This window comes from Streptomyces uncialis, assembly GCF_001905345.1.
GTDB lineage: Bacteria > Actinomycetota > Actinomycetes > Streptomycetales > Streptomycetaceae > Streptomyces > Streptomyces uncialis.
The window spans coordinates 488,985-509,092 of sequence record NZ_LFBV01000003.1; the positions used below are offsets into that span (position 1 = coordinate 488,985).

General features: G+C 73.4%; 11 protein-coding genes. 3 read left to right on the top strand and 8 right to left on the bottom strand.

Annotated features, from left to right (window positions below):
* The 6 genes from AB852_RS40795 to AB852_RS16090 all read right to left on the bottom strand — a co-directional run.
* On the bottom strand, positions 1-8,524 hold an 8,524-nt coding region (locus AB852_RS40795), incomplete at its 3' end, for a type I polyketide synthase (RefSeq protein WP_073788621.1).
* A gap of 237 nt (positions 8,525-8,761) precedes the next feature.
* Positions 8,762-9,097: a hydroxyisourate hydrolase gene (locus tag AB852_RS16070; protein ID WP_073788623.1), complete on the bottom strand. Its 336-nt coding sequence runs from the start codon at positions 9,095-9,097 to the stop codon at positions 8,762-8,764.
* Between the two features lie 362 nt (positions 9,098-9,459).
* Positions 9,460-9,810: a hypothetical protein gene (locus AB852_RS39810; protein ID WP_178391028.1), complete on the bottom strand. Its 351-nt coding sequence runs from the start codon at positions 9,808-9,810 to the stop codon at positions 9,460-9,462.
* The gene (locus AB852_RS40800; RefSeq protein WP_073788625.1) at positions 9,773-10,000 is read right to left on the bottom strand and encodes a hypothetical protein; all 228 of its coding nucleotides are present in this window, start codon (positions 9,998-10,000) and stop codon (positions 9,773-9,775) included. Before AB852_RS40800 ends, AB852_RS39810 begins: the two co-directional genes overlap by 38 nt.
* Before the next feature lie 127 nt (positions 10,001-10,127).
* Positions 10,128-10,340, bottom strand: coding sequence for an MbtH family protein (locus AB852_RS16085; RefSeq protein WP_073788627.1), 213 nt, complete (start codon positions 10,338-10,340; stop codon positions 10,128-10,130).
* Between the two features lie 64 nt (positions 10,341-10,404).
* Positions 10,405-11,757 (bottom strand): lysine N(6)-hydroxylase/L-ornithine N(5)-oxygenase family protein, encoded by a 1,353-nt coding sequence (locus AB852_RS16090; protein ID WP_073788629.1) that lies wholly within the window; start codon positions 11,755-11,757, stop codon positions 10,405-10,407.
* A gap of 252 nt (positions 11,758-12,009) precedes the next feature.
* Here AB852_RS16090 and AB852_RS16095 point away from each other — a divergent pair, with 252 nt between their 5' ends.
* Both AB852_RS16095 and AB852_RS16100 read left to right on the top strand, forming a co-directional pair.
* Positions 12,010-12,957, top strand: coding sequence for a methionyl-tRNA formyltransferase (locus AB852_RS16095; protein WP_073788632.1), 948 nt, complete (start codon positions 12,010-12,012; stop codon positions 12,955-12,957).
* 219 nt (positions 12,958-13,176) lie between these two features.
* Positions 13,177-13,671 carry a GyrI-like domain-containing protein gene (locus AB852_RS16100; RefSeq protein ID WP_073788634.1) on the top strand — a complete coding sequence of 165 codons (495 nt, stop codon included), beginning with the start codon at positions 13,177-13,179 and terminating at the stop codon, positions 13,669-13,671.
* Between the two features lie 277 nt (positions 13,672-13,948).
* On the opposite strand, the gene AB852_RS16105 is transcribed toward AB852_RS16100, so the two are convergent.
* Positions 13,949-15,475 (bottom strand): MFS transporter, encoded by a 1,527-nt coding sequence (locus tag AB852_RS16105; RefSeq protein ID WP_073788636.1) that lies wholly within the window; start codon positions 15,473-15,475, stop codon positions 13,949-13,951.
* Between the two features lie 430 nt (positions 15,476-15,905).
* Between AB852_RS16105 and AB852_RS16110 the strand changes: the two genes are divergently transcribed.
* A complete protein-coding gene (locus tag AB852_RS16110) occupies positions 15,906-19,232 on the top strand; it encodes an AfsR/SARP family transcriptional regulator (protein WP_073788638.1) in 3,327 nt (1,108 codons plus the stop codon).
* Positions 19,233-19,259: 27 nt separating this feature from the next.
* On the opposite strand, the gene AB852_RS16115 is transcribed toward AB852_RS16110, so the two are convergent.
* Positions 19,260-20,096, bottom strand: coding sequence for an ABC transporter ATP-binding protein (locus AB852_RS16115; RefSeq protein WP_073788640.1), 837 nt, complete (start codon positions 20,094-20,096; stop codon positions 19,260-19,262).
* Between the last annotated feature and the right edge of the window lie 12 nt (positions 20,097-20,108).

Here is a 20,108-nt window from a genome sequence, read left to right on the forward strand (position 1 = left end):
CCGAGGCGGCGTCGAGCTGCGGCAGGGAGTCGTCCTCGCCGGGGGGCGCGGTGAGTCGCCGGAGTGCCGCTTCGAGGGCCGCCGTGACCCTGGCGCGCTCGCCGGACGCTTCGTCGGAGGCGTCGAGCCGCACGGTGACGGCGTCGAGCGCTTCCCGGAGCAGTTCGTCGGCCGCCGGTGGCGCGGGGGCCAGTTCGCCGAGCAGGTAGTCGGCGAGCTCCGACACGGTGGGGATGCTGAAGACGAGCGTCGCCGGGAGCGGCAGTCCGGTGGCGGTGCGGAGCCGGTTGCGCAGTTCGACGGAGGTCAGCGAGTCGACGCCCAGATCGCTGAAGGGGCGTTCCAGTCCGATGTCGTCGGCGGAGTCGTGCCCGAGCGCGACCGCGACCTGGCCGCGTACGAGGTCGAGGACCACGGTGCGGGCCGCGGCTCTGTCGAGCCCCGCCAGCCTGACCGCCAGGGCGCCACCGGCCGGGGGCGCGCCGTCCGTCCGGGGAGTGCCCGTCCGAACGGCGCCGCCGGGAGCGGCGGTCTTCACTCGGCGCGCGGCGGGGACCAGGTCGCGCAGGACCGCGGGGATCGCGTCGTCGCCCGCGGCGGCCCGTGCGCGCAGCGCGGCCGTCTCCCAGCGGGAGGCGACCAGCAGCGCGTCAGGGGCTTCGCGCAGGGCCGTGTCCAGGAGGTCCAGGCCCTGTTCGCGGCTCAGCATCCCGACGCCGCCCGCCGTCAGCCGGGAGATGTCGGCCGCCGTGAGTCCGGCGGCCATCCCGGTGTCCGACCAGGGGCCCCAGGCGACCGAGACGCCGGGCAGTCCGAGGCCGCGGCGGTGTGCGGCCAGGGCGTCCAGGAAGGCGTTCGCCGCGGCGTAGTTGGCCTGTCCCGCGTTGCCGACCACCCCGGCGACCGAGGAGAACAGCACGAACAGGCGCAGCGGCAGGGTGCTGGTGAGCTCGTGGAGCAGCCAGCCCGCCTCCGTCTTGGGCGCCAGCACCGGGTCGAGCCGTTCGGGGGAGAGTCCTTGGAGGGTGGTGTCGTCCAGCACGCCCGCGGCGTGGACCACCCCGACGAGCGGCCGGTCCGCGGGCAGCGACGCGAGCAGCTTCGTCACGGCCGGGCGGTCGGTGACGTCGCACGACTCGATCCTGACCGTGGCGCCGAGCTCCATCAGGGCGGCGGCGAGTTCCCCGGTGCCGGGCGCCGCCGTTCCCCTGCGGGACGTCAGCAGCAGATGGCGCACCCCGTGGTGGCTCACGAGCCGGGCCGCGGTGAGCGCGCCGAGGCCGCTCGTACCGCCCGTGACGAGCACGGTGCCGCCCGCCAGGCCGGAGTCGGGTACGTCGCCCGGCCCGCCTTCGCCGGGGGCCGCGCCGGACGTACGGGCGACCCGGGGCACGAGGATCCGTCCGTCCTGTACGGCGATCTGCGGTTCGTCCGCGTCGAGCGCGGCGGCCAGCAGCGCCCATCGCCCCGGGCGGTCCGCGCCGACATCGGCGAGGACGAAGCGGCCCGGGTGCTCGGTCTGCGCCGATCTGACCAGGCCCCATACCGGGGCGTCGGCCAGTGCCGTGCGGGAGGCGGCGAGGACCAGCCGGGACTCGGCGAACCTTTCGTCGCCCAGCCACTGCTGCATCGCGTCCACGATGTCGTAGAGCGTCCGCCCCACCGCGTACGCCGGGTCCTCGGCCGCGTCGTCGGGGTCCGGGAGGTACGGCACGACGACGACGGACGGCGCGGGGCCCGCCGACGGTTCGGCCGCCGAGGAGAGTTCGTAGTGGAGCGGCGCGCTGATCCCGTCGTCCCCCAGTGCCCGGGAGATCACCTCGGCGCGCGGGTCGGTCCCGACGACGGCCCACCGGCGTGCGCCGAGGTCGTCGCGCGGGGGCGCGGTGAACTGCCTGGCGACCCAGTCGATCCGGTACGGGCCGTCCTGGGGCGCGGGCAGCACACTGTCCTTCGGCACCCGGCGCAGGGTCAGTTCGTCGACCCCGCCGCACCATCGCCCTTCCTCTTCGTACAACGCCAGCGCGTGCCCGCCACCGGCCGACGGGGTCAGCCGTACGCGCAGCAGGGCGGCCCCGCGGGTCGCCGTGCGCACGCCCGACCAGGAGAAGGGCAGCAGCAGCCCGGTGTCGTCGGGGCTGTCGGCGGCGTCGAGCACCAGGAGGTGCAGGGCCGCGTCGAGCAGTGCCGGGTGCAGCGTGAAGTCCCCCGCGCCGGCCTCCGTCTCCTCGGGCAGCCGGACCTCGGCGTACAGCCCGGGACCGTCGCGCCAGGCCGCGGTGAGCCCCCGGAAGGCGGGACCGTAGGTGTAGGACGCGTCGGTGAGCCGTTCGTAGGCGCCGGTCAGATCGACCGGGGTGGCGCCCGGGGGCGGCCACTCGGTGAGCGGAGGGGTCCGCGTGTCGCCGTCGGCGGGGGCCAGTGTGCCGCTCGCGTGCCGGCTCCAGCCCGTCCCGGGTTCGTCGGCGGGGCGGGAGTGGACGGCGAGCGCGCGCCGCCCGTCGTCATCGGCGCCCCCGACGGTGACCTGGATCTCCACCGTGCCGTGCTCCGGCAACGACAGCGGTGCCTCCAGGGTCAGTTCGGCGACCGGTCCGGCGCCGGACACGGCCGCCGCCTCCAGGGCGAGTTCCACGAACGCGGTCCCCGGCAGCAGCACGGCGTCGCCCACGGTGTGGTCGGCGAGCCAGGGCGCGGCGGTGCGCGAGAGCCGCCCGCAGAGCAGGAACCCGTCCTCGCCCGCCAGCTCGACGACGGTGTCGAGCAGCGGGTGCTCCGTGGCCCCGGCGGGCCGGACGGGGTCGGCGCCGTCCAGCCAGAACCTGCGCCGGTCGAACGCGTACGTCGGCGGCTCGACCCGGCGCCGTACCGGCCCGAGGACGGCGCCCCAGGCGATCGGGGCGCCCTGGACGTACGCCTGGGCGGCGGCCTTGAGGAACTGGTGCCGGTCCCCCGCGCCGCGTCGCAGCGAACCGACGGAGCCGCCCGCCATGTCCGCGCTCTCCAGGATCTCCTGGACCGCGCCCGCCAGGATCGGATGCGGGCTCACCTCGATGAACAGCGGGTTGGCGTACTCGTGGAACGCGCGGACGGCCGCGTCGAACCGGACCTCGCCCGCGAGGCTGCGGTACCAGTACTCGGTGGTCATCGTCGTACCGGGGACGAAGCCGCCCTCGCAGGAGGAGCAGATCGCGGTCATGGCGTCCGTCGGCTTCAACGTGCCGATGCGGTCGATGAGTTCGTCGCGTACGGCGGCCATGTGCGGGGTGTGGGAGGCGTAGTCGAGGGCCGTGCGCCGCAACCGGACGGTGTCGCCCCACTTGGCGGTGAACTCGTCCATCGCGGTCGGGTCACCGGCGATCACGGTGCTCGACGGCCCGTTGTCCACCGCCACCCACAGCTTGTCCGCCCAGGGCGTGAGCCGCTCCCGCACCTGGTCGACGGGCAGCGCCACCGACAGCACACCACCGGTGCCGTCGAGCGCGGACAGCACCTGACTGCGCAGCGCCGCGACCTTCGCGGCGTCGTCCAGGGAGAGCGCGCCCGAGACGTACGCGGCGGCGATCTCGCCCTGCGAGTGCCCGACCACCGCCGCGGGCTCGATACCGGCGGCGCGCCACATCTCGGCGAGCGCGACCATCAGCGCGAACAGGACCGGCTGGATGACCTGGGAGCCTTCGAGCGCGGGAGCGCCGTCGGCCGAGCTCAGCACGTCCCGTACGGACCAGCCGGTGTACGGGGCCAGCGCCTCGTCGCAGCGCTTCAGATGGGTGGCGAACACGGGGTCGTCCGCCAGCAGGCCGGCCGCCATACCGGGCCATTGGGCGCCCTGGCCGGGGAAGAGGAACACCGGTTGCGCGTCCGTCCCGGCGACCCCGGCCGACAGCGCGGTGTGCGGGGTGCCCGCCGCGAGCGCGGCCAGCGCCCCGGTCAGTTCCGTGCGGTTCGCGGCGACCACCACGGCCCGGTGGGCGAAGGACGGCCGACGGGCCAGCTGGGGTCCGGTCGCGGCCAGTTCACCGTCGGAGGCCGCCGCCGCGTAGGCGCGCAGCCGCTCGCCCTGCGCACGCAGCGACGCGGCGGACCGGGCCGAGACGACCCACACCAGGGGCCCTTCCGCGGATTCCCCGCCCGCACGCTCGCCCACGTCCTCGCCCGCGTCCTCGCTCAGCGGTTCGGCTCGTGTCGCGGGTTCGGCAGGTGTCTCGGGGGCGGATTCCAGGACGAGGTGGGCGTTGGTGCCGCTGATGCCGAAGCTGGACACCGCGGCGCGCAGCGGCCGTTCGCCGGGCGTCCATGCGCGTTCCTCGGTCAGCAGCCGCACCCGGCCGGCCGCCCAGTCGACGGCGGCGGTGGGTTCGTCCACGTGCAGCGTGCGCGGCAGGGTTCCGTGCCGCATCGCCATCACCATCTTGATGACGCCCGCCACCCCGGCGGCGGCCTGGGTGTGACCGATGTTCGACTTCACCGAGCCCAGCCAGAGCGAGGACCCGTCCCGCCGGTCCTGCCCGTACGTCGCCAGGATCGCGTCGGCCTCGATCGGGTCGCCGAGCGCCGTGCCCGTGCCGTGCGCCTCGACCGCGTCGACCTCCGCCGGGGTGAGCCGCGCGTCGGCGAGGGCCTGCCGGATGACCTGCTCCTGCGCCTCGCCGTTGGGCGCGGTCAGGCCGTTGCTCGCGCCGTCCTGGTTGACCGCGACACCGCGGATCACCGCGAGCACGGGGTGCCCGTTGCGGCGCGCGTCCGACAGCCGTTCCAGCAGCAGCACACCGCTGCCCTCGGCGAACGCGGTGCCGTCCGCCGACGCGGCGAACGCCTTGGCGCGGCCGTCGGCCGCGAGACCGTTCTGTCTGCTGAACTCCACGAGGTTGCCCGGGTTGGCCATCACCGTCACACCGCCGGCCAGCGCGAGCGAGCAGTCACCGCGGCGCAGCGCCTGGGTCGCGAGCTGGACGGCCACCAGCGAGGACGAGCACGCGGTGTCGACGGTGAGCGCCGGGCCCCGCAGACCGAAGGTGTACGCGATTCGTCCCGACGCCACGCTGAGCGCCGTCCCGGTGAGCAGATGGCCGTCCACGCCGCCGCCCGGCCGGTGCAGCCGGGGGCCGTAGTCCGTGGACATGGCGCCGACGAACACCCCGGTCCGCGAGCCCGCCAGCGAGGCGGGGTCGATACCAGCGCGCTCGACGGCCTCCCACGCCGTCTCCAGCAGCAGCCGCTGCTGCGGGTCCATCGCCAGCGCCTCGCGCGGACTCAGACCGAAGAACGCCGCGTCGAACGTGTCCGCGTCGTGCACGAAACCGCCGTGGCGCGTCGCGCAGGTGCCGGGACGGCCGGGACCCGCGCCGTGCAGCGCGTCCAGGTCCCAGCCGCGGTCGGCGGGCAGCGGCGAGATCGCGTCGGTGCCGTCGGCGACCAGCCGCCACAGATCGTCGGGGGACGCCACGTCACCGGGGTAGCGGCAGCCCATCGAGACGATGACGACGGGGTCGTCGTCCGGCGTGCCGCCCGCCGGGGCCCCGGCCGCGTGCGTCGTTCCCGGGGTCGCTCCGCTGACCCGGTCGCGCAGATGTCCCGCCAGGCGTTCCGGCGTGGGGAAGTTGAAGAGCACCGTCGTGGGCAGCCGCAGCCCGGTCGACGACTGGAGCCTGTTGCGCAGTTCCACCGACCCGGCCGAGTCGAGTCCGAGGTCCTTGAAGGTCAGCGACGGGTCCAGCTCACCGCTGTCGGCGTGCCCGAGGACCGCCGCGGCGGTCGCGGTCACCAGGTCGCGCAGTTCGGCGCGGGACAGGGCGGGCGGCCCGGCCACGGCCTCGTCGGACGGTGTGTCCTGCGGCCCGGCCGGAGCCGTCCCGGTGGTGGACGCGGCGCGCGGCGATGCGGCGCCCAGCCAGTGCCGCCGCCGCTGGAACGCGTACGTCGGCAGGTCCGTCGTCCGGGCCCCCGGTACGGCGCAGTGGATGTCCCAGTCGATGGCGGCGCCCGCGGTGAACGCCTCCGCGACGCTCCGCAGGAAGCGGTCCGGGCCGCCGTCGTCGCGCCGGAGCGTGCCGACGACCGCCGCGTCGCGCTCGGCCTCCTCCACCGTCTCCTCGATACCGCCGACCAGCACCGGATGCGGGCTGCACTCGACGAACAGCGCGCAGTCGCGGGCCAGCGCCTGCCGGGTGGCGTCCATGAACCGCACGGGGCGGCGCAGGCTGCGGAACCAGTAGTCGGCGTCCAGCCCGGCGGTGTCCATCGCCTCCCCGGTCAGCGTGGAGAGGAACGGCGTGGCCGTCGACACGGGCCTGATCGGCGCCAGCGCGTCGAGGATCTCGTCACGCAGTCCGTCGACGGCCGCGGAGTGCGAGGCGTAGCCGACAGGGAGGAGCTTGGTGCGGTAGCCGTCGGCGTCCAGCGAGGCGCGGAGCGCTTCGAGCCCTCGGGCCGTTCCGGACACGACGACGGAACGCGGGCCGTTCAGCGCGGCGATGCCGACCCCGTCCACCGAGACCAGCCGCTCGGTGACCACGTCGGCGGGTGCGCCGACCGACACCATGCCGCCGCCGGACAGCCGTCGGATCGCCCGGCTGCGCAGGGCCACCACCCGGGCCCCGTCGTCCACCGACAACGCGCCGATGGACGTCGCCGCGGCGATCTCGCCCTGGGAGTGGCCGATGACCATGCCCGGCTCGAAGCCGTGCGCGCGCCACAGTTCGGCCAGTGACACCAGGACCGCCCACAGCGCGGGCTGGACCACGTCGACCCGGTCGAGGCCGGGAGCGCCGGGCGCTGCGCGCAGTACGTCCAGCAGGGCGAAGTCCGTGTGCGGTTCAAGGGCCCGCGCGCACCGCGCGAGCTGTTCGGTGAACGCGGAGGGGCCGTCGTCGAGCAGGGCGCGGGCCATCTGAGGCCATTGCGAGCCCTGGCCGGGGAAGACAAGGGCGTGCGGTCCCGCCACGGCCCTGCCGCGCACCACCGATCCGCCGGGCCGGCCGGCCGCGAGGGAGTCGACACCCGCCAGCAGCTCGTCCCGGCCGGAGCCGAGGACGACGGCCCGGTGCTCGAACGTGGCGCGGGTACGGACGAGGGAGAGCGCCACATCGGCGGCCCCGGTCCCCGGCCGTTCCACCAGATGCGCGGACAGCCGCGCCGCCTGTGCGCCGAGGGCCGCCGCCGAGCGGGCGGAGAGCACCCAGGGCCCGCCCTCACCGGGCGCTTGCTCCCCGGTGTCCGTGTCATGGGCGGGCGGCTCGGCCAGGACCAGATGGCAGTTGGTGCCGCCCATCCCGAAGGAGCTGACACCGGCGACCAGACGCCCCTCGCGCGCGGGCCACCGCCGGGCGGCACGCACGACGTCCAACCGCAGTTCGGCGAGCGGGATACGGGGGTTGGGCGTCTCGAAGTTCAGACTGGGCGCGAGCAGGCGGTTCTTGATGCTGAGGACGACCTTGAGCAGCCCGGCGATACCCGCCGCGCCCTCCAGATGGCCGATGTTGGTCTTCGCCGAACCGACCAGCAGCTCACCGCCCTCGGGCCTGCCCGCGCCGAGCGCGGCACCCAGCGCCGCCGCCTCGACCGGGTCACCCACCTTCGTCCCCGTACCGTGCAGCTCCACGTACCGCACCTCGGCGGGATCGACCCCGGCCCGCCGGCAGGCGAGTCGTACGACCTCCTCCTGCGCGCGTCCGCTCGGTACGGTGAGCCCCTCGCCGCCGCCGTCGTTGTTGACCGCTCCGCCCAGGATCACGCTGTGCACGGTGTCGCCGTCCGCGAGCGCGGCCGACAGCGGCTTCAGCACGACCAGCCCGCCGCCCTCGCCCCGCACGAATCCGTTCGCCCGGCTGTCGAACGTGTAGCAGCGGCCGTCGGGCGACAGCGCGCCGAACCTCCCGACGGCCTCATCGCTCTCCGGGACGAGATTGAGATGGACGCCGCCCGCGATGGCCACCTCCGCGTCGCCGCGCCGCAGCGCCTCGCACGCGGTCTGGACGGCGAGCAGCGAGGAGCACTGCCCCGCGTCGAGCGTCAGACTCGGGCCGCGCAGTCCGAAGCGGTACGACACCCGGTTGGCGATGAGGCCGCGCTGCACACCGGTCATGGTGTGCGCGGTCATCCCGTCGGTGCCGAGGCGGTCATGGAGGTTCGCGTAGTCATGGGCGATGGCGCCGACGAAGACCCCGGCCGGGGAGTCCCGCAGCGCGGCCGGTGTCATCCGCGCGTGTTCGAAGGCCTCCCAGGCCAGTTCGAGCACGAGGCGCTGCTGGGGGTCCATCGCGGCGGCCTCGTTCGGCGAGATGTTGAAGAAGGCCGCGTCGAAGGTGTCCACGTCGTCGAGGAAGCCCGCCCTGCGCCGGCCGCCGGCCGTACCGGCGGCGCGGCGGCTCCCGGCCGCCTCGGTGACGGCGTCCCCGCCCTCGCTGAGCAGCCGCCAGTAGGCACCGGGGTCGGCCGCTCCGGGAAGCCGGCACGCCATCCCGACGATCGCCACCGGCTCGTCGGGTACGGAACGGCCCTGGAGAGGATTCGTCGATGCATCCATGCGAAGTGTCACCTCGGGAATCGCCGCGCGAAAGGTTCACGGAAGAGCGCTTGCCACCGCCGTCCAGTCCTCCTGACGGCCCCGGACCGACCGGTCCCGCCGCCCCGGTACGCCCGGGGTCCGGGCCGGCGGCGACCCCGGCCCTCCGTCCGGCGGGAGTTCCCGGGCACCCGGAACCTCTCCTGCCCGTGGACGACGGCGCCGAGGTGCCCCGGGCACGCCGGGGGACGGCACCGGCTAGCGGGAGCCGCGGTGGGTGCTGTACGAGAACGGGCTCAGGAACAGCGGGATGTGCAGGTCCACCGCGTCACCCGGGTAGTGCACGGACAGGATGACCTCGGTGTAGTGGGTCTCGAAGCCCAGGTCCCGGAAGTACTCGCCGGTGGCGAAGACCAGCCGGTACGCGCCCCTCGGCAGCAGAGCGGGCCCGAGCGGGTCGACCCTCCCCGCGTCATCGGTGCGGACGCGCGCCAGGGACGGCCCGTCGCCGTGCTCCGGGGTGTGCAGGGAGATCGCCAGACCGGACGCCGGGCGGCCACTGGTGGAGTCGAGGACCCGGACCGAGATGCTCACGGGACGTCGGTATCCGCGCGGCTCAGCTCCAGATGATGTCGAAGGCGGGGCCGGGATCGACAAGGTCTGAGGCAGCGGCGACCAACGAATTCATCTGGATCTCCCCGTTCGGACGTTTCGGAAACCGGCGGCTTCCCGTGGACCTGTCCAGTTCTACGAGGTGGCGTTCTCAACGCCCTACCAGATGTCTATCAAGGCCCGCCGGGCACGCGCTCAAGGCGTGACGGGAGGGTTCACCCTCCGCGTTCGCCGGGCCGGTCGGCCTCCCCCGGTCCGCTGAACTGTGGAACCGCACGACCGGGCCCCGCCGCTTCCGGTCCTCCGGAAGCGGCGGGGCCCGGTCGTGCATCGGCCGACGAACGTCACGACACGTGGTGCGCCGCCTCCACCGGGGGCGGCGCGGGGACCACGGCGGGGGTCGCCATGCCGTTCTCGTCCAGCGCGATCGGGCCCAGTTCGACGCTGCGGACCAGGACACCGGGAAAGTCCTCGAACCGCTCCAGTGCGTCCGCGATGGCGGCGGTGAGAGTGCCCGCACGGACAATGCAGATGAACCGGCTGTGACCCGGCCGCTCCGCCAGTCCCAGAGCTCCGTCGTGGAAGCGGTCGAGATGATCCAAGGTCTCCGACTGCTCCTCGGTCAGGGGAGCGTCCAGCACAAGATTGAAATGCCAATCACGAGGCACATCGCTGGTGGTCTCTGACGAACTCATCAATCCTCTTCGCTTCGGCTCCGGTGCTCCTGGGGGTGCACGAGACGCTCACGTGATCGTCGCAGGGACAGCAGATCACGAGACCCCAGGTGTGGCCGCTCTTCTTCCGCGTCACCTTCAGGCCCGCTCGCTCCGCACGTTTCAGCGCCGCCTCGACGTCCTTCTTCTGGTGCCGGTCTCCGAGTGCCATGGCATCACGTCATACGCACCGGCTGCGTGGCGTGCTGCCGACCGGACGGCGAACCACCCCATCGAGCTACGGACAGGGTCCGGTACGCGGCGATGAGCCGGCGCCCGGGCCGCCGCCCCGGACCCGGTCAGCGCTCCTGGGCCGCGACGAGGCTCGCCGGGCGCAGATCCGTCCAGTGCTCCTCGACGTACGCCAGGCACGCCTCGCGGGTGTCCTCACCGAGGACGGTCCGCCACCCGGCGGGCACCTCCGCGAAGGACGGCCAGAGCGAGTGCTGGTTCTCGTCGTTGACCAGGACCAGGAAGCGGCCCTCGGGGTCCTCGAACGGGTTGGCGGTCATAGGTCGTCACTCCTTGGGGACATGGCGGTGGACAGCTGCGGGGCGATGCGGGGGCGGGGAGTCCTCAGCGGACCGAGCCGATGCCGTCGGCGACCGGACGGGGTTCGTCCCGGACGGGCTCCGAACCGCGGTCGAGGATCGAGTCCAGGATCTCGCCGACCCGGATCGCGGTGTTGGAGAGCAGGGACGAGGTGATGCCGTGGGTGTGCTCGGTGCCGCCCTGGACGTAGATCCCGCACCGCAGCCCGGGATCGGTGGCGAGCCGGTAGTCACGCTCCACCCGTACCCGGCCCCGGTCGTCGAGACGGCAGCGGTCCGCGACCTCGCCCAGCAGGGCGAGGGGGTCGACCGGGCTGTAGCCGGTGGCGTAGACGACGACATCGGCGTCCAGCGTGGTGTCCTCGCCGGTGACCAGGGACCTGACGGTGGCGCGGACCTTGTCACCGACCTCCTCGACACCGGTGAGCCGCGAGATGTTGAGGAATCTCAGCCGCTCGGTGCCGAGCACCTTCTCCTGGTACGCCTGGCGGTACAGGTCGTCGATCAGATCGATGTCGACCACGGAGTAGTTGGTGTTGCCGTGATAGTCCATCAGCTTGCGCTTGACGTCGTCGGGGGCCGCGAAGTACTCGTCGACCGCGGCGGGGTCGAAGATGCGGTTGGCGAACGCGCTGTCGTCGGCGGGGCTGTAGCCGTAGCGCGAGAACACCGCGCAGACCTCGGCCTCGGGGAAGCGGCGGTGCAGATGGGCCACGTTCTCCGCGGCGCTCTGGCCCGCGCCGACGACGACGAAGCGGGCGGGGCGGGCACCGTCCAGACCGTCGAGTCTCGTGAGCAGTTCGGAGGTGTGCCAGACGCGGTCGGTCCGCTCGACACCCTGGGGCATCAGCGGGCGCAGACCCGTGCCGATGACGAGGTTTCGGGCCCGGTGGACCACCGTCTCGGACCCCGCGCGGGCCGTCACATCGAGGTACTCCACCACACCGTCGCGCACGACGGGTTCGACGGCGACGACCTCATGGCCGTAGGAGACCATGTCGTCGACCTTCGCGGCGGCCCACTCCAGATAGTCGTGGAACTCGACGCGGAGCGGGAAGAAGTTCTTGTGGTTGACGAAGTCGACCAGCCGGTCCTTGCTCTGGAGATAGCGTAAGAAGGTGTACTCGCTGGACGGGTTGCGGAGCGTGACCAGGTCCTTGAGGAAGGACACCTGCATCGTGGCGTCGTCGATCAGCATGCCGCGGTGCCAGCCGAAGCTCGGCTGACGCTCGAAGAAGTGAGCGGTGACGGCTTCCTGTCTCCCGACGCGCTCGTTGTGCTCGCGGAGCGCGATCGCCATCGCCACATTGGACGGCCCGAAGCCGATACCTATGAGGTCGTGTATCAGAGGTGTGTCGCCAGGAAGAACCTGTGACATGTCGCTCCCATTCGTACGGGACAGCCGCCTGTCGGACGGGGATGAAAGGAACACGGGCCGCCGGGCCCGCCATTGACACCGGGCAGCCGAATTTAGGTAACGCTAACCTTACTTGGACCGGCCTGTCGACGGCCCGGGCCGGGTATGCGAAGGATCACGGCATCGAACACGCCCGGAATCAGGGGCCGTTGCACCCTTAGGTAAGCCTTGCTTTACTTGGCGCGGTCATTCGCTCTCCCGAGGAGGAACCCCATGCGGGTCGTCATGTTCGGTTACCAGACCTGGGGCCACCGCACCCTGCGAGCCCTTCTGGACTCCGAGCACGACGTGGTGCTGGTGGTGACGCATCCGGCGAGCGAGCACGCCTACGAGAAGATCTGGAGCGACTCGGTCGCCGATCTGGCCACCGAGCACGGCGTCCCGGTCGTCATCCGCAACAGGCCGGACGACGAGGAGCTGTTGCAGCGGCTCAAGGAGGCCGACCCGGACATCATCGTGGCCAACAACTGGCGGACCTGGATACCGCCGAGGATCTACTCCCTCCCGCGGCACGGCACGCTGAACATCCACGACTCGCTCCTGCCGAAGTACGCGGGCTTCTCCCCGCTGATCTGGGCACTGATCAACGGCGAGCGGGAGGTCGGTGTCACCGCCCACATGATGGACGAGGTGCTGGACGCGGGCGACATCGTCGACCAGCGCGCCGTGACGGTGGGGCCCAGGGACACCGCGACCGACCTGTTCCACAAGACCGTCGACCTCATCGCCCCGGTCACGGTCGGCGCCCTGGCCCTGATCGCCTCCGGGCGGACCGGGTTCACCAAGCAGGACCGCTCCCAGGCCAGCTTCTTCCACAAGCGGGCCGAGGAGGACATCCGTATCGACTGGAGCTGGCCCGCCGATGTCCTGGACCGTCTGGTCCGCGCCCAGTCCGCGCCGTACCCGAGCGCGTTCACCTTCCACAAGGGCAAACGCCTGGAGGTCGTGTCCGCGGTCGTGTCGGAGGGCCGCTACGGGGGCACCCCCGGCCGGGTCTTCTACCGCGAGGGCGAGGGAGTGGTGATCGTCGCGGGCGCCGACGCCCGCACCGGCCGCAACCACGGTCTGGCCCTCACCCGGGTACGGACCGAGGACGGCCGCGAGCTGCCCGCGACCGAGTACTTCACCTCCATGGGCGGCTATCTCACCGGCCGCCCCTGACGGCAGCCGGTCCGGCCCGCACCGTCGGCGGCGCGGTCACCCACGCGCGGCGGTCCCCGCCGCCTCCCGGTCCCGCTGCGAGGATGCTCCCGTCAAAAGCACCGGACGCCCGGAGACTCCGGGCTCAGGGCCCCGGGCTCACCGAAGGTGGCGCGATGAGTTCTCGGCACGCGGTGGGTCTACAGGTCCGAGCAGCATCGGACCTTGGATGGGAGCGGTATGAACAGTCGTGGATTCGAGAGCGGGACCGGCACCCCGGAGCCCGAGCTCGTGGATCTGGAACCGGCGACGACAGCGGTGGTCCATGGGGTCGTACCGATGGCAGGTGTGCCGGACTTCTTCGACACGTCCTTCGGCGCCCTGGCCGGGACCCTCGCGGAACAGCGGATCACCGTGCTGGGCCCCGCCTTCGGGCTCTACCACGGGACACCCGGGGAGACCCTGGACCTGGAGGTCGGCTTCCCCACGGACCGGGCGGTGCGGCCCGAGGCGGGGGTCGTGGCGGGCTCGCTGCCCGGTGGCCGGGTCGCACGGCTCACCCATATCGGGGCGTTCGACGGCCTCGGCGCCTCCTGGGAACGGCTGCACGACTGGACGCGGGCGCGGGGCCTGACCATGGCGGAGGACCGGTGGGAGACCTACGTCACCGAGCCCTCCCCGGACATGGACCCGCGTGATCTGCGGACCGAGCTGAACTGGCCGGTGACGGGCTGACCGGTGGCGGGCTGACCGGTGGCGGGCTGACCGGTGACGGGCTGACCGGTGACGGTGACCGGCTGAGCCGGCCGAGGGCGGGCTGAGCGGCGGGCCGAGCGGCCCATGGGGAGGCGGCAAGCGCGCACTCGCTCGCGCCGGTTCGCCCCCGTACGCGCGGAGCCGGGCGGGGGACGGTCCGTCGGCCGACCCGGCCGTACCGACCCTCCCCCGCCCGCCGCTCACCCGGGTTCGCGGATGCCCACCCGCTCGCCGCGAGGGACATCCGCGGCGTCGTCTACCTCGGAGCGCCCACCCGGCGCAGCGCGGTCATCGCGATCACGGCGGTGCCCGCGGTGAAGACGGCGCAGACGACGGCGATCACGTTGAGCCCGCCGGTGTAGGCGTCCCGGGCGGCGGTCAGGACCTCCGCGCCGAGTGCGTCGGGCAGCGTCGGAGCCACCGTCAGGGCGCCTTCGAGGCCGGTGCGTATGGAGTCGGCCGCCTCGGCGGGGACGCCGTCCGGGACGGTGATCCGGTCGCGGTAGACCAGGGAACCGAGGCTGCCGAGCGAAGCGATGCCCAGCGCCACCCCGAGATGGCTGCTGGTCTCCTGGAGGGAGGCGGCCGAGCCGCCCTTCTCCGGCGGGGCGGAGCTGACCACCAGATTGGTGCCGAGCGCGCCGATGGGGCCGGTGCCGAAGAAGCAGACCACGAATCCGGTCATCAGCAGCGGCAGCCCGCCGACCGGATCGACGAACACCATGACCGCGTAGCCGCCCATCGCGAGGAGCAGCCCGCCCGCGATGACACCGGGCACCGAGAACCGCCGGGCGAGTCCGGGCGCCAGCATCGCGGAGACGATGGACGCGATCGCCGACGGCACCATCCACAGACCGGCCTCCACCGGGCCGAGCCCTTCGACCATCTGGAGGAAGCCGGTGATGAACAGATAGCTGCCGGACACCCCGACCATCAGCAGGGTCGTGAGCGCCAGGGACGCGGTGAAGGCGGGGTTGCGGAACAGCCGGACGTCCAGGACGGGGTCGTCGAGCCTGCGCTGGCGGGACACGAACACGGCTCCGACGGCGAGACCGGCGACGATCAGCGCGACCGGCAGGGTCCCCGGTCCCTCCTTGGCCATCTCCTTGAGGCCGTAGACGACCGGCAGGATCGCGGCCAGCGACAGCACCACGCTGACCAGGTCCAGCTTGCCGGTGCGGGGGGCCCGGTACTCGGGGAGCAGGAACGGGGCGGCGACCAGCATCACGAGCATGACCGGCACACCGAGGACGAACACCGAACCCCACCAGTAGTGCTCCAGCAGCAGTCCGCCGACCACCGGGCCGAGCGCGGTGCCCGCCATGAAGCAGCTGGCCCACATCGCGATGGCCCGGCCCCGCTCCTGCGGGTCCTGGAACATATTGCTGATCAGCGCCAGGGTCGAGGGCATCAGCGACGCAGCGGCGACACCGAGCAGGGCGCGGCTGAGGATGAGCATCTCGGGGCTGTCGGAGTAGGCCGCGAGCAAGGATGTGGCGATGACCGCGACCCCGCCCAGCATCAGCAGCTTGCGGCGGCCCACCCGGTCACCGAGCGTGCCCATGGTGACCAGGAAGCCGGCCATCAGGAACCCGTAGATGTCCATGATCCACAGGGTCTGCACACCGCTGGGCCGCAAGGACTCGGCGAGGTGCGGCAGCGCGAGGAACAGCACGCTCTGGTCGAGGGAGACGAGCAGCGTGGGCAGGGCCAGTACGGCGAGCCCGGTCCATTCCCGGGCCCCGGCCTTCGGTGGTGCGGCGGGAGGGGCGATGGATGACATGGGAATCCTTCCGTGATGCGCGGACGCGCTGGTGCGCGGGTGGTGCCGGGAGGGGTGAGCGGGTGACGCCGTTACGGGCGGACGGTGTTGTCCGGGACGGATCACGGACGGTGCCGGGCCGCACGGGGTCCCGCCGGGGCGGGAGGAGCGCGGCCGTCACCGCTCTCCTCGTCCACTCCTCATTCCTCGGCCACCACCATGGACGTGACCGCTCCCGGACTTCTCCCGGTCCTCTCTCGGCCCCCTCCCGGACGTCACACCCAGCCTTCGTCCGGCGCTCGCCCGGTGCGCCCCCGGACACCCCCGGCCCTTGCCGGGACTCGCCCGAACCGCTCCCGAACACCGCCCGGACCGCACCCGGGCCCTCCCCCGCCGGGCCGCGGCCCCGGCCGCGCTGTTGCCCACCCCGGCACCGGGTTAGCGTGATCACATGTACTTCGAAGTGCTCGGCCCGCTGGGCGTACGGACCGCGGACGGACAGCCCGTCAGGGTGCCGGAGCTCAAGGTCCGGGCCCTGCTGGCGAATCTGCTGGTGCGGCGGGACCGGCCGGTCTCCGCCGACCGGCTGATCGAGGATCTGTGGGGTGCCGGGCGGCCGGGCAATCCGGCGGCCGCGCTCCAGAACAAGGTCTGGCAGCTGCGCCGCACCCTGGAGGACGCCGAACCCGGCGGCCGGGACCTGGTGGTCTCCCGCCCGCCGGGCTATCAACTGCGCACCGCGCCCGACACGGTGGACGCGGACCGCTTCGACCGGCTGACCGCCCAGGCACGCGCGGCGGGCGACCCACGGGTGCGTGCCGGACTGCTGGCCGACGCGCTGGCACTGTGGCGGGGTCCGGCCTTCGCCGACCTCGCCGACGAGGAGTTCACCCGGGCCGCCCGGCAGCGGCTGGACGAGCAGCGGCTCACCGCGCTGGAGGAGCAGGCCGAGACCCGGCTCGAACTGGGCGAACACGGCCTGGTCGCGGACGGGCTGGGCGATCTCGTCGCCGAGCATCCGCTGCGGGAGCGGCTGCGCACCGTCCAGCTCCGGGCGCTGTATCTGGCCGGACGGCAGAGCGCGGCGCTCAGCGGCTACGCCGAGCTGCGCGCGCGGCTCGCCGACGGACTCGGGGTGGAGCCGGGCCCCGAACTGGCGGCGCTCCACCAGGCGATCCTCACCCAGGACCCTTCACTGACCGCGGCCGTCTCCCCCGCCGCCGTCTCCCCCGCCACGCTCTCCCCTGCCGCCGTATCGGCCGGTCCGCCGACGAACGTGCCGGCCGAGCTCACCGGACTCGTCGGCCGGGCCGACGCGCTGCGCGAACTGCGCTCGCTGCTGGCCGTCAACCGGCTGGTGACACTGACCGGCGCGGGCGGGGTCGGCAAGACCCGGCTCGCGCTCGCGACGGCCGCCCAGCTCGCGGACGGGTTCCCCGGCGGGGTCCGGCTCGCGGAGTTCGCCGCGCTCGAACCGTCCCGGTCCGGCGGTGAGCGGGTCATCGCGTCGGCGACCGGGGTGTACGACGTGGTCGCGGCGGCCCTGGGCATGCGTGACGACGCCCCGACGGGTCACGGCCGTACCGCCGCGCCGCTCTCGACCGTCGACCGGCTCGTCCGCGCGCTGGGCCGGGCACCGGCGTTGCTGGTGTTCGACAACTGCGAGCATGTGGTCCACGAGGTCGCCGAGCTGGCGGAACAACTGCTCGTCGCGGCGCCCGGACTGCGCATCCTGGCGACCACGCAGCGCCCTCTGGGTGTGGCCGGTGAGCATCTTCTGGAGGTGCCTCCGCTCCAGCTGCCTGAGCCCGCGGCGGACCTCGACCCCGACGCCGTACGCCGCTTCGGCGCGGTGGAACTGTTCGTGGCGCGGGCCGGTGCCTCGGCGCCCCGTTTCGTCCTGGACGCGACCACGGTGGACGCGGTCGTCGCCGTCTGCCGTCGGCTGGACGGGATTCCGCTGGCCCTGGAGATGGCCGCGACCCGGGTCCGCGCGCTGGGGGTGCGGGAGCTCGCCGCCCGGCTGGACGACCGCTTCCGGCTGCTGGCCGCGGGTACCCGTGGCGCCCCGGCCCGTCAGCGGACGTTGCGCGCGGTGATCGACTGGAGCTGGGAGCTGCTCGACGGGCCGGAGCGCGTGGTGCTGCGCAGGCTCGCCGCGCACGCGGACGGCTGCGCGCTGACCGCGGCCGAGGAACTCTGCGCCGGTGACGGGATCGCCCCCTCGGACGTCCTCGATCTCCTGGCCCGGCTGGTGGACTGTTCGCTGGTGGTGATGACCGACACTGCCGACGGGCCGCGCTACCGGCTCCTGGAGTCGGTGGCCGCGTACGGCGCCGAACGCCTCGGGGAGAGCGGTGAGGCCGAGGAGACGCGGGCCCGTCACCGCGCGTACTACACGGAGCTCGCCGAACACGCCGCGCCCCTGCTGCGGGGGCACGACCAGCGGCGGTGGCTGCGCAGGCTCGACGCGGAGCAGGCCAATCTGCGGGGCGCGCTGGAGAACGCCGCGCACGCGGGGGACGCCGTCCGGGCGCTACGGCTGGTGAACGCGCTGGCGTGGTACTGGCATCTGCGGGGCCGCAACCACGAGGCACGGCGGTCGCTGACGCTCGCGCTGTCCGTGGACCCGGCGGCGCCCGCCGCCCTGGTGGCGGCGGCGGGCGCCCTGCTGGGCGGTGTCCGCCTCCAGCTCGGCGGCGGCGACCCCGCCGCCGAGTACCGCGCCGCGCTGGAACCGTACGACGCGCTCGACGACCCGGGCGGGCGCGCCAGGATGGAATGGTTCCTCGCCTCCAAGCTCTACGGCGTCGCCGATCCGGTGGCCGCCGAGGAGCTGGTGGACCGGGCGCTGGAGACGTTCCGTTCGCTGGACGACCGCTGGGGTACGGCGGCGGCGCTCGGCAGCCGTACCTTCCACGCGAAGACACGCGGGGACTTCGCGGCACTGCGCCGTGACGGCGAGCGGAGCCTTGAGCTCTTCCGTGAGCTGGGCGACCAGTGGGGTCAGCTCCAGGCCATGGTGCCGCTGGCGAAGCTGGCCGAGGCGGTCGGTGACTACGGGCACGCCGAACGGCTCTACCAGGACGGGCTGCGGATGGCCGAGGAGCTGAAGCTGTGGCCCGAGTTCGTCTTCCAGCTCTCCGGGGTCGGGCGGCTCGCCCTGCTGACCGGACGGCTGGCCCGGGCCCGGGAATGCCATGAGCGTGCCCGGCGGCTGGCCGTCGAGCAGTCGGACGTGTTCGGGGAGCAGTACGCGGAGATCGGTCTCGGTCTCGGGGCACGGCGGTCCGGCGAACTCGACACCGCGCAGGCGCATATGGAGCGGGTGATCGAACTGCACCGGCAGATGGGGTACGAGCCGGGCGCGCCCCCGCTGATCCTCGCCGAACTGGGCTTCACCGCCGAGCTGCGGGGCGACGCGCCGACCGCTCTGCGCCTTCAGCGGGAGGGGCTGGCGGCCGCCCGGGCCACCGGCGATCCGCGGGCGGTCGCCCTCGCGCTGGAGGGTCTGGCCGGTGCGCTGTCGCTGGCGGGCCGCTGGTCCCGGGCGGCCCGGCTGCTGGGCGCGGCCGACGCCGCCCGGCGCGCGGTCGGGATTCCGCTGCCGGAGGGCGAGCGGGGCGATGTGGACCGTATCGGCGCGCGCCTCGCGACGGTGCTGGACGAGCGCGTCCATGCGGCGGAGTTCACGGCGGGCACCCGGCTGGACCCGGACTCGGCCGTACGGGAGGCGGAGGCGGAAGCGCGGGCGCAGACGCCGGACGTGTGCCCGTGACCCGGGGCCGTGGTGGGGCGCGGTGGGTCAGTTGCCGCGGCCCAGTGGGATGACCAGGGGTGTCAGGGACACGGGGTCCTCGATGATCCGGCAGGGCAGCCCGAAGACGTCCTCGACCAGTTCGGCGGTGACGATGTCGGCGGGCGGGCCGGTGGCGATCACCTCGCCGTCGCGCATGGCGATGATGTGGTCCGCGTACCGGCAGGCGTGGTTGAGGTCGTGGAGCACGGCGACGAGGGTGTGGCCGTCGCGCCGGTTGAGGTCACGGCACAGTTCGAGCAGTTCGATCTGGTGCGCGATGTCGAGGAACGTCGTGGGCTCGTCGAGGAGCAGCAGGGGGGTCTGCTGGGCGAGGACCATGGCCACCCATACGCGCTGGCGCTGTCCGCCGGAGAGTTCGTCGACCAGCCGGGCGGACAGATCGGTGACGCCGGTCGAGTCCATGGCGTCGAGTACGGCCTGCTCGTCCGCGTCGGACCACTGGCGGAGGAGCTTCTGGTGGGGGTGGCGGCCGCGGGCGACGAGGTCGGCCACGGTGATGCCGTCCGGTGCCAGTGAGGTCTGCGGGAGCAGGCCCATCCGCCGCGCCACCTCCTTGGCGGGGTAGGAGGAGATCGCCCGTCCGTCCAGGTGCACCAGGCCCGCCGTGGGTTTGAGCAGCCGGGACAGGGCGCGCAGCAGGGTCGACTTGCCGCAGGCGTTGGGGCCGATGATGACGGTGAAGGAGCCGTCGGGTATCCGGACGGTGAGGTTCTCGGAGATGGTCCGGGCGTCGTAGGCGAGGGTGAGTCCCTCGGCCCGCAGCCGTTGACCGGCGGGTGCGGTCGGGTCTGCTGCGGCCGGGTTCTTGTGGAGGGTGGTCATCGGTGGGGGTCC

Coding starts and splice junctions, on each gene's coding strand:
- AB852_RS39810 (WP_178391028.1), bottom strand. CDS start 9,810: ATGAGTTCGTCAGAGACCACCAGCGATGTGCCTCGTGATTGGCATTTC.
- AB852_RS40800 (WP_073788625.1), bottom strand. CDS start 10,000: ATGGCACTCGGAGACCGGCACCAGAAGAAGGACGTCGAGGCGGCGCTG.
- AB852_RS16085 (WP_073788627.1), bottom strand. CDS start 10,340: ATGACCGCCAACCCGTTCGAGGACCCCGAGGGCCGCTTCCTGGTCCTG.
- AB852_RS16090 (WP_073788629.1), bottom strand. CDS start 11,757: ATGTCACAGGTTCTTCCTGGCGACACACCTCTGATACACGACCTCATA.
- AB852_RS16095 (WP_073788632.1), top strand. CDS start 12,010: ATGCGGGTCGTCATGTTCGGTTACCAGACCTGGGGCCACCGCACCCTG.
- AB852_RS16100 (WP_073788634.1), top strand. CDS start 13,177: ATGAACAGTCGTGGATTCGAGAGCGGGACCGGCACCCCGGAGCCCGAG.
- AB852_RS16105 (WP_073788636.1), bottom strand. CDS start 15,475: ATGTCATCCATCGCCCCTCCCGCCGCACCACCGAAGGCCGGGGCCCGG.
- AB852_RS16110 (WP_073788638.1), top strand. CDS start 15,906: ATGTACTTCGAAGTGCTCGGCCCGCTGGGCGTACGGACCGCGGACGGA.
- AB852_RS16115 (WP_073788640.1), bottom strand. CDS start 20,096: ATGACCACCCTCCACAAGAACCCGGCCGCAGCAGACCCGACCGCACCC.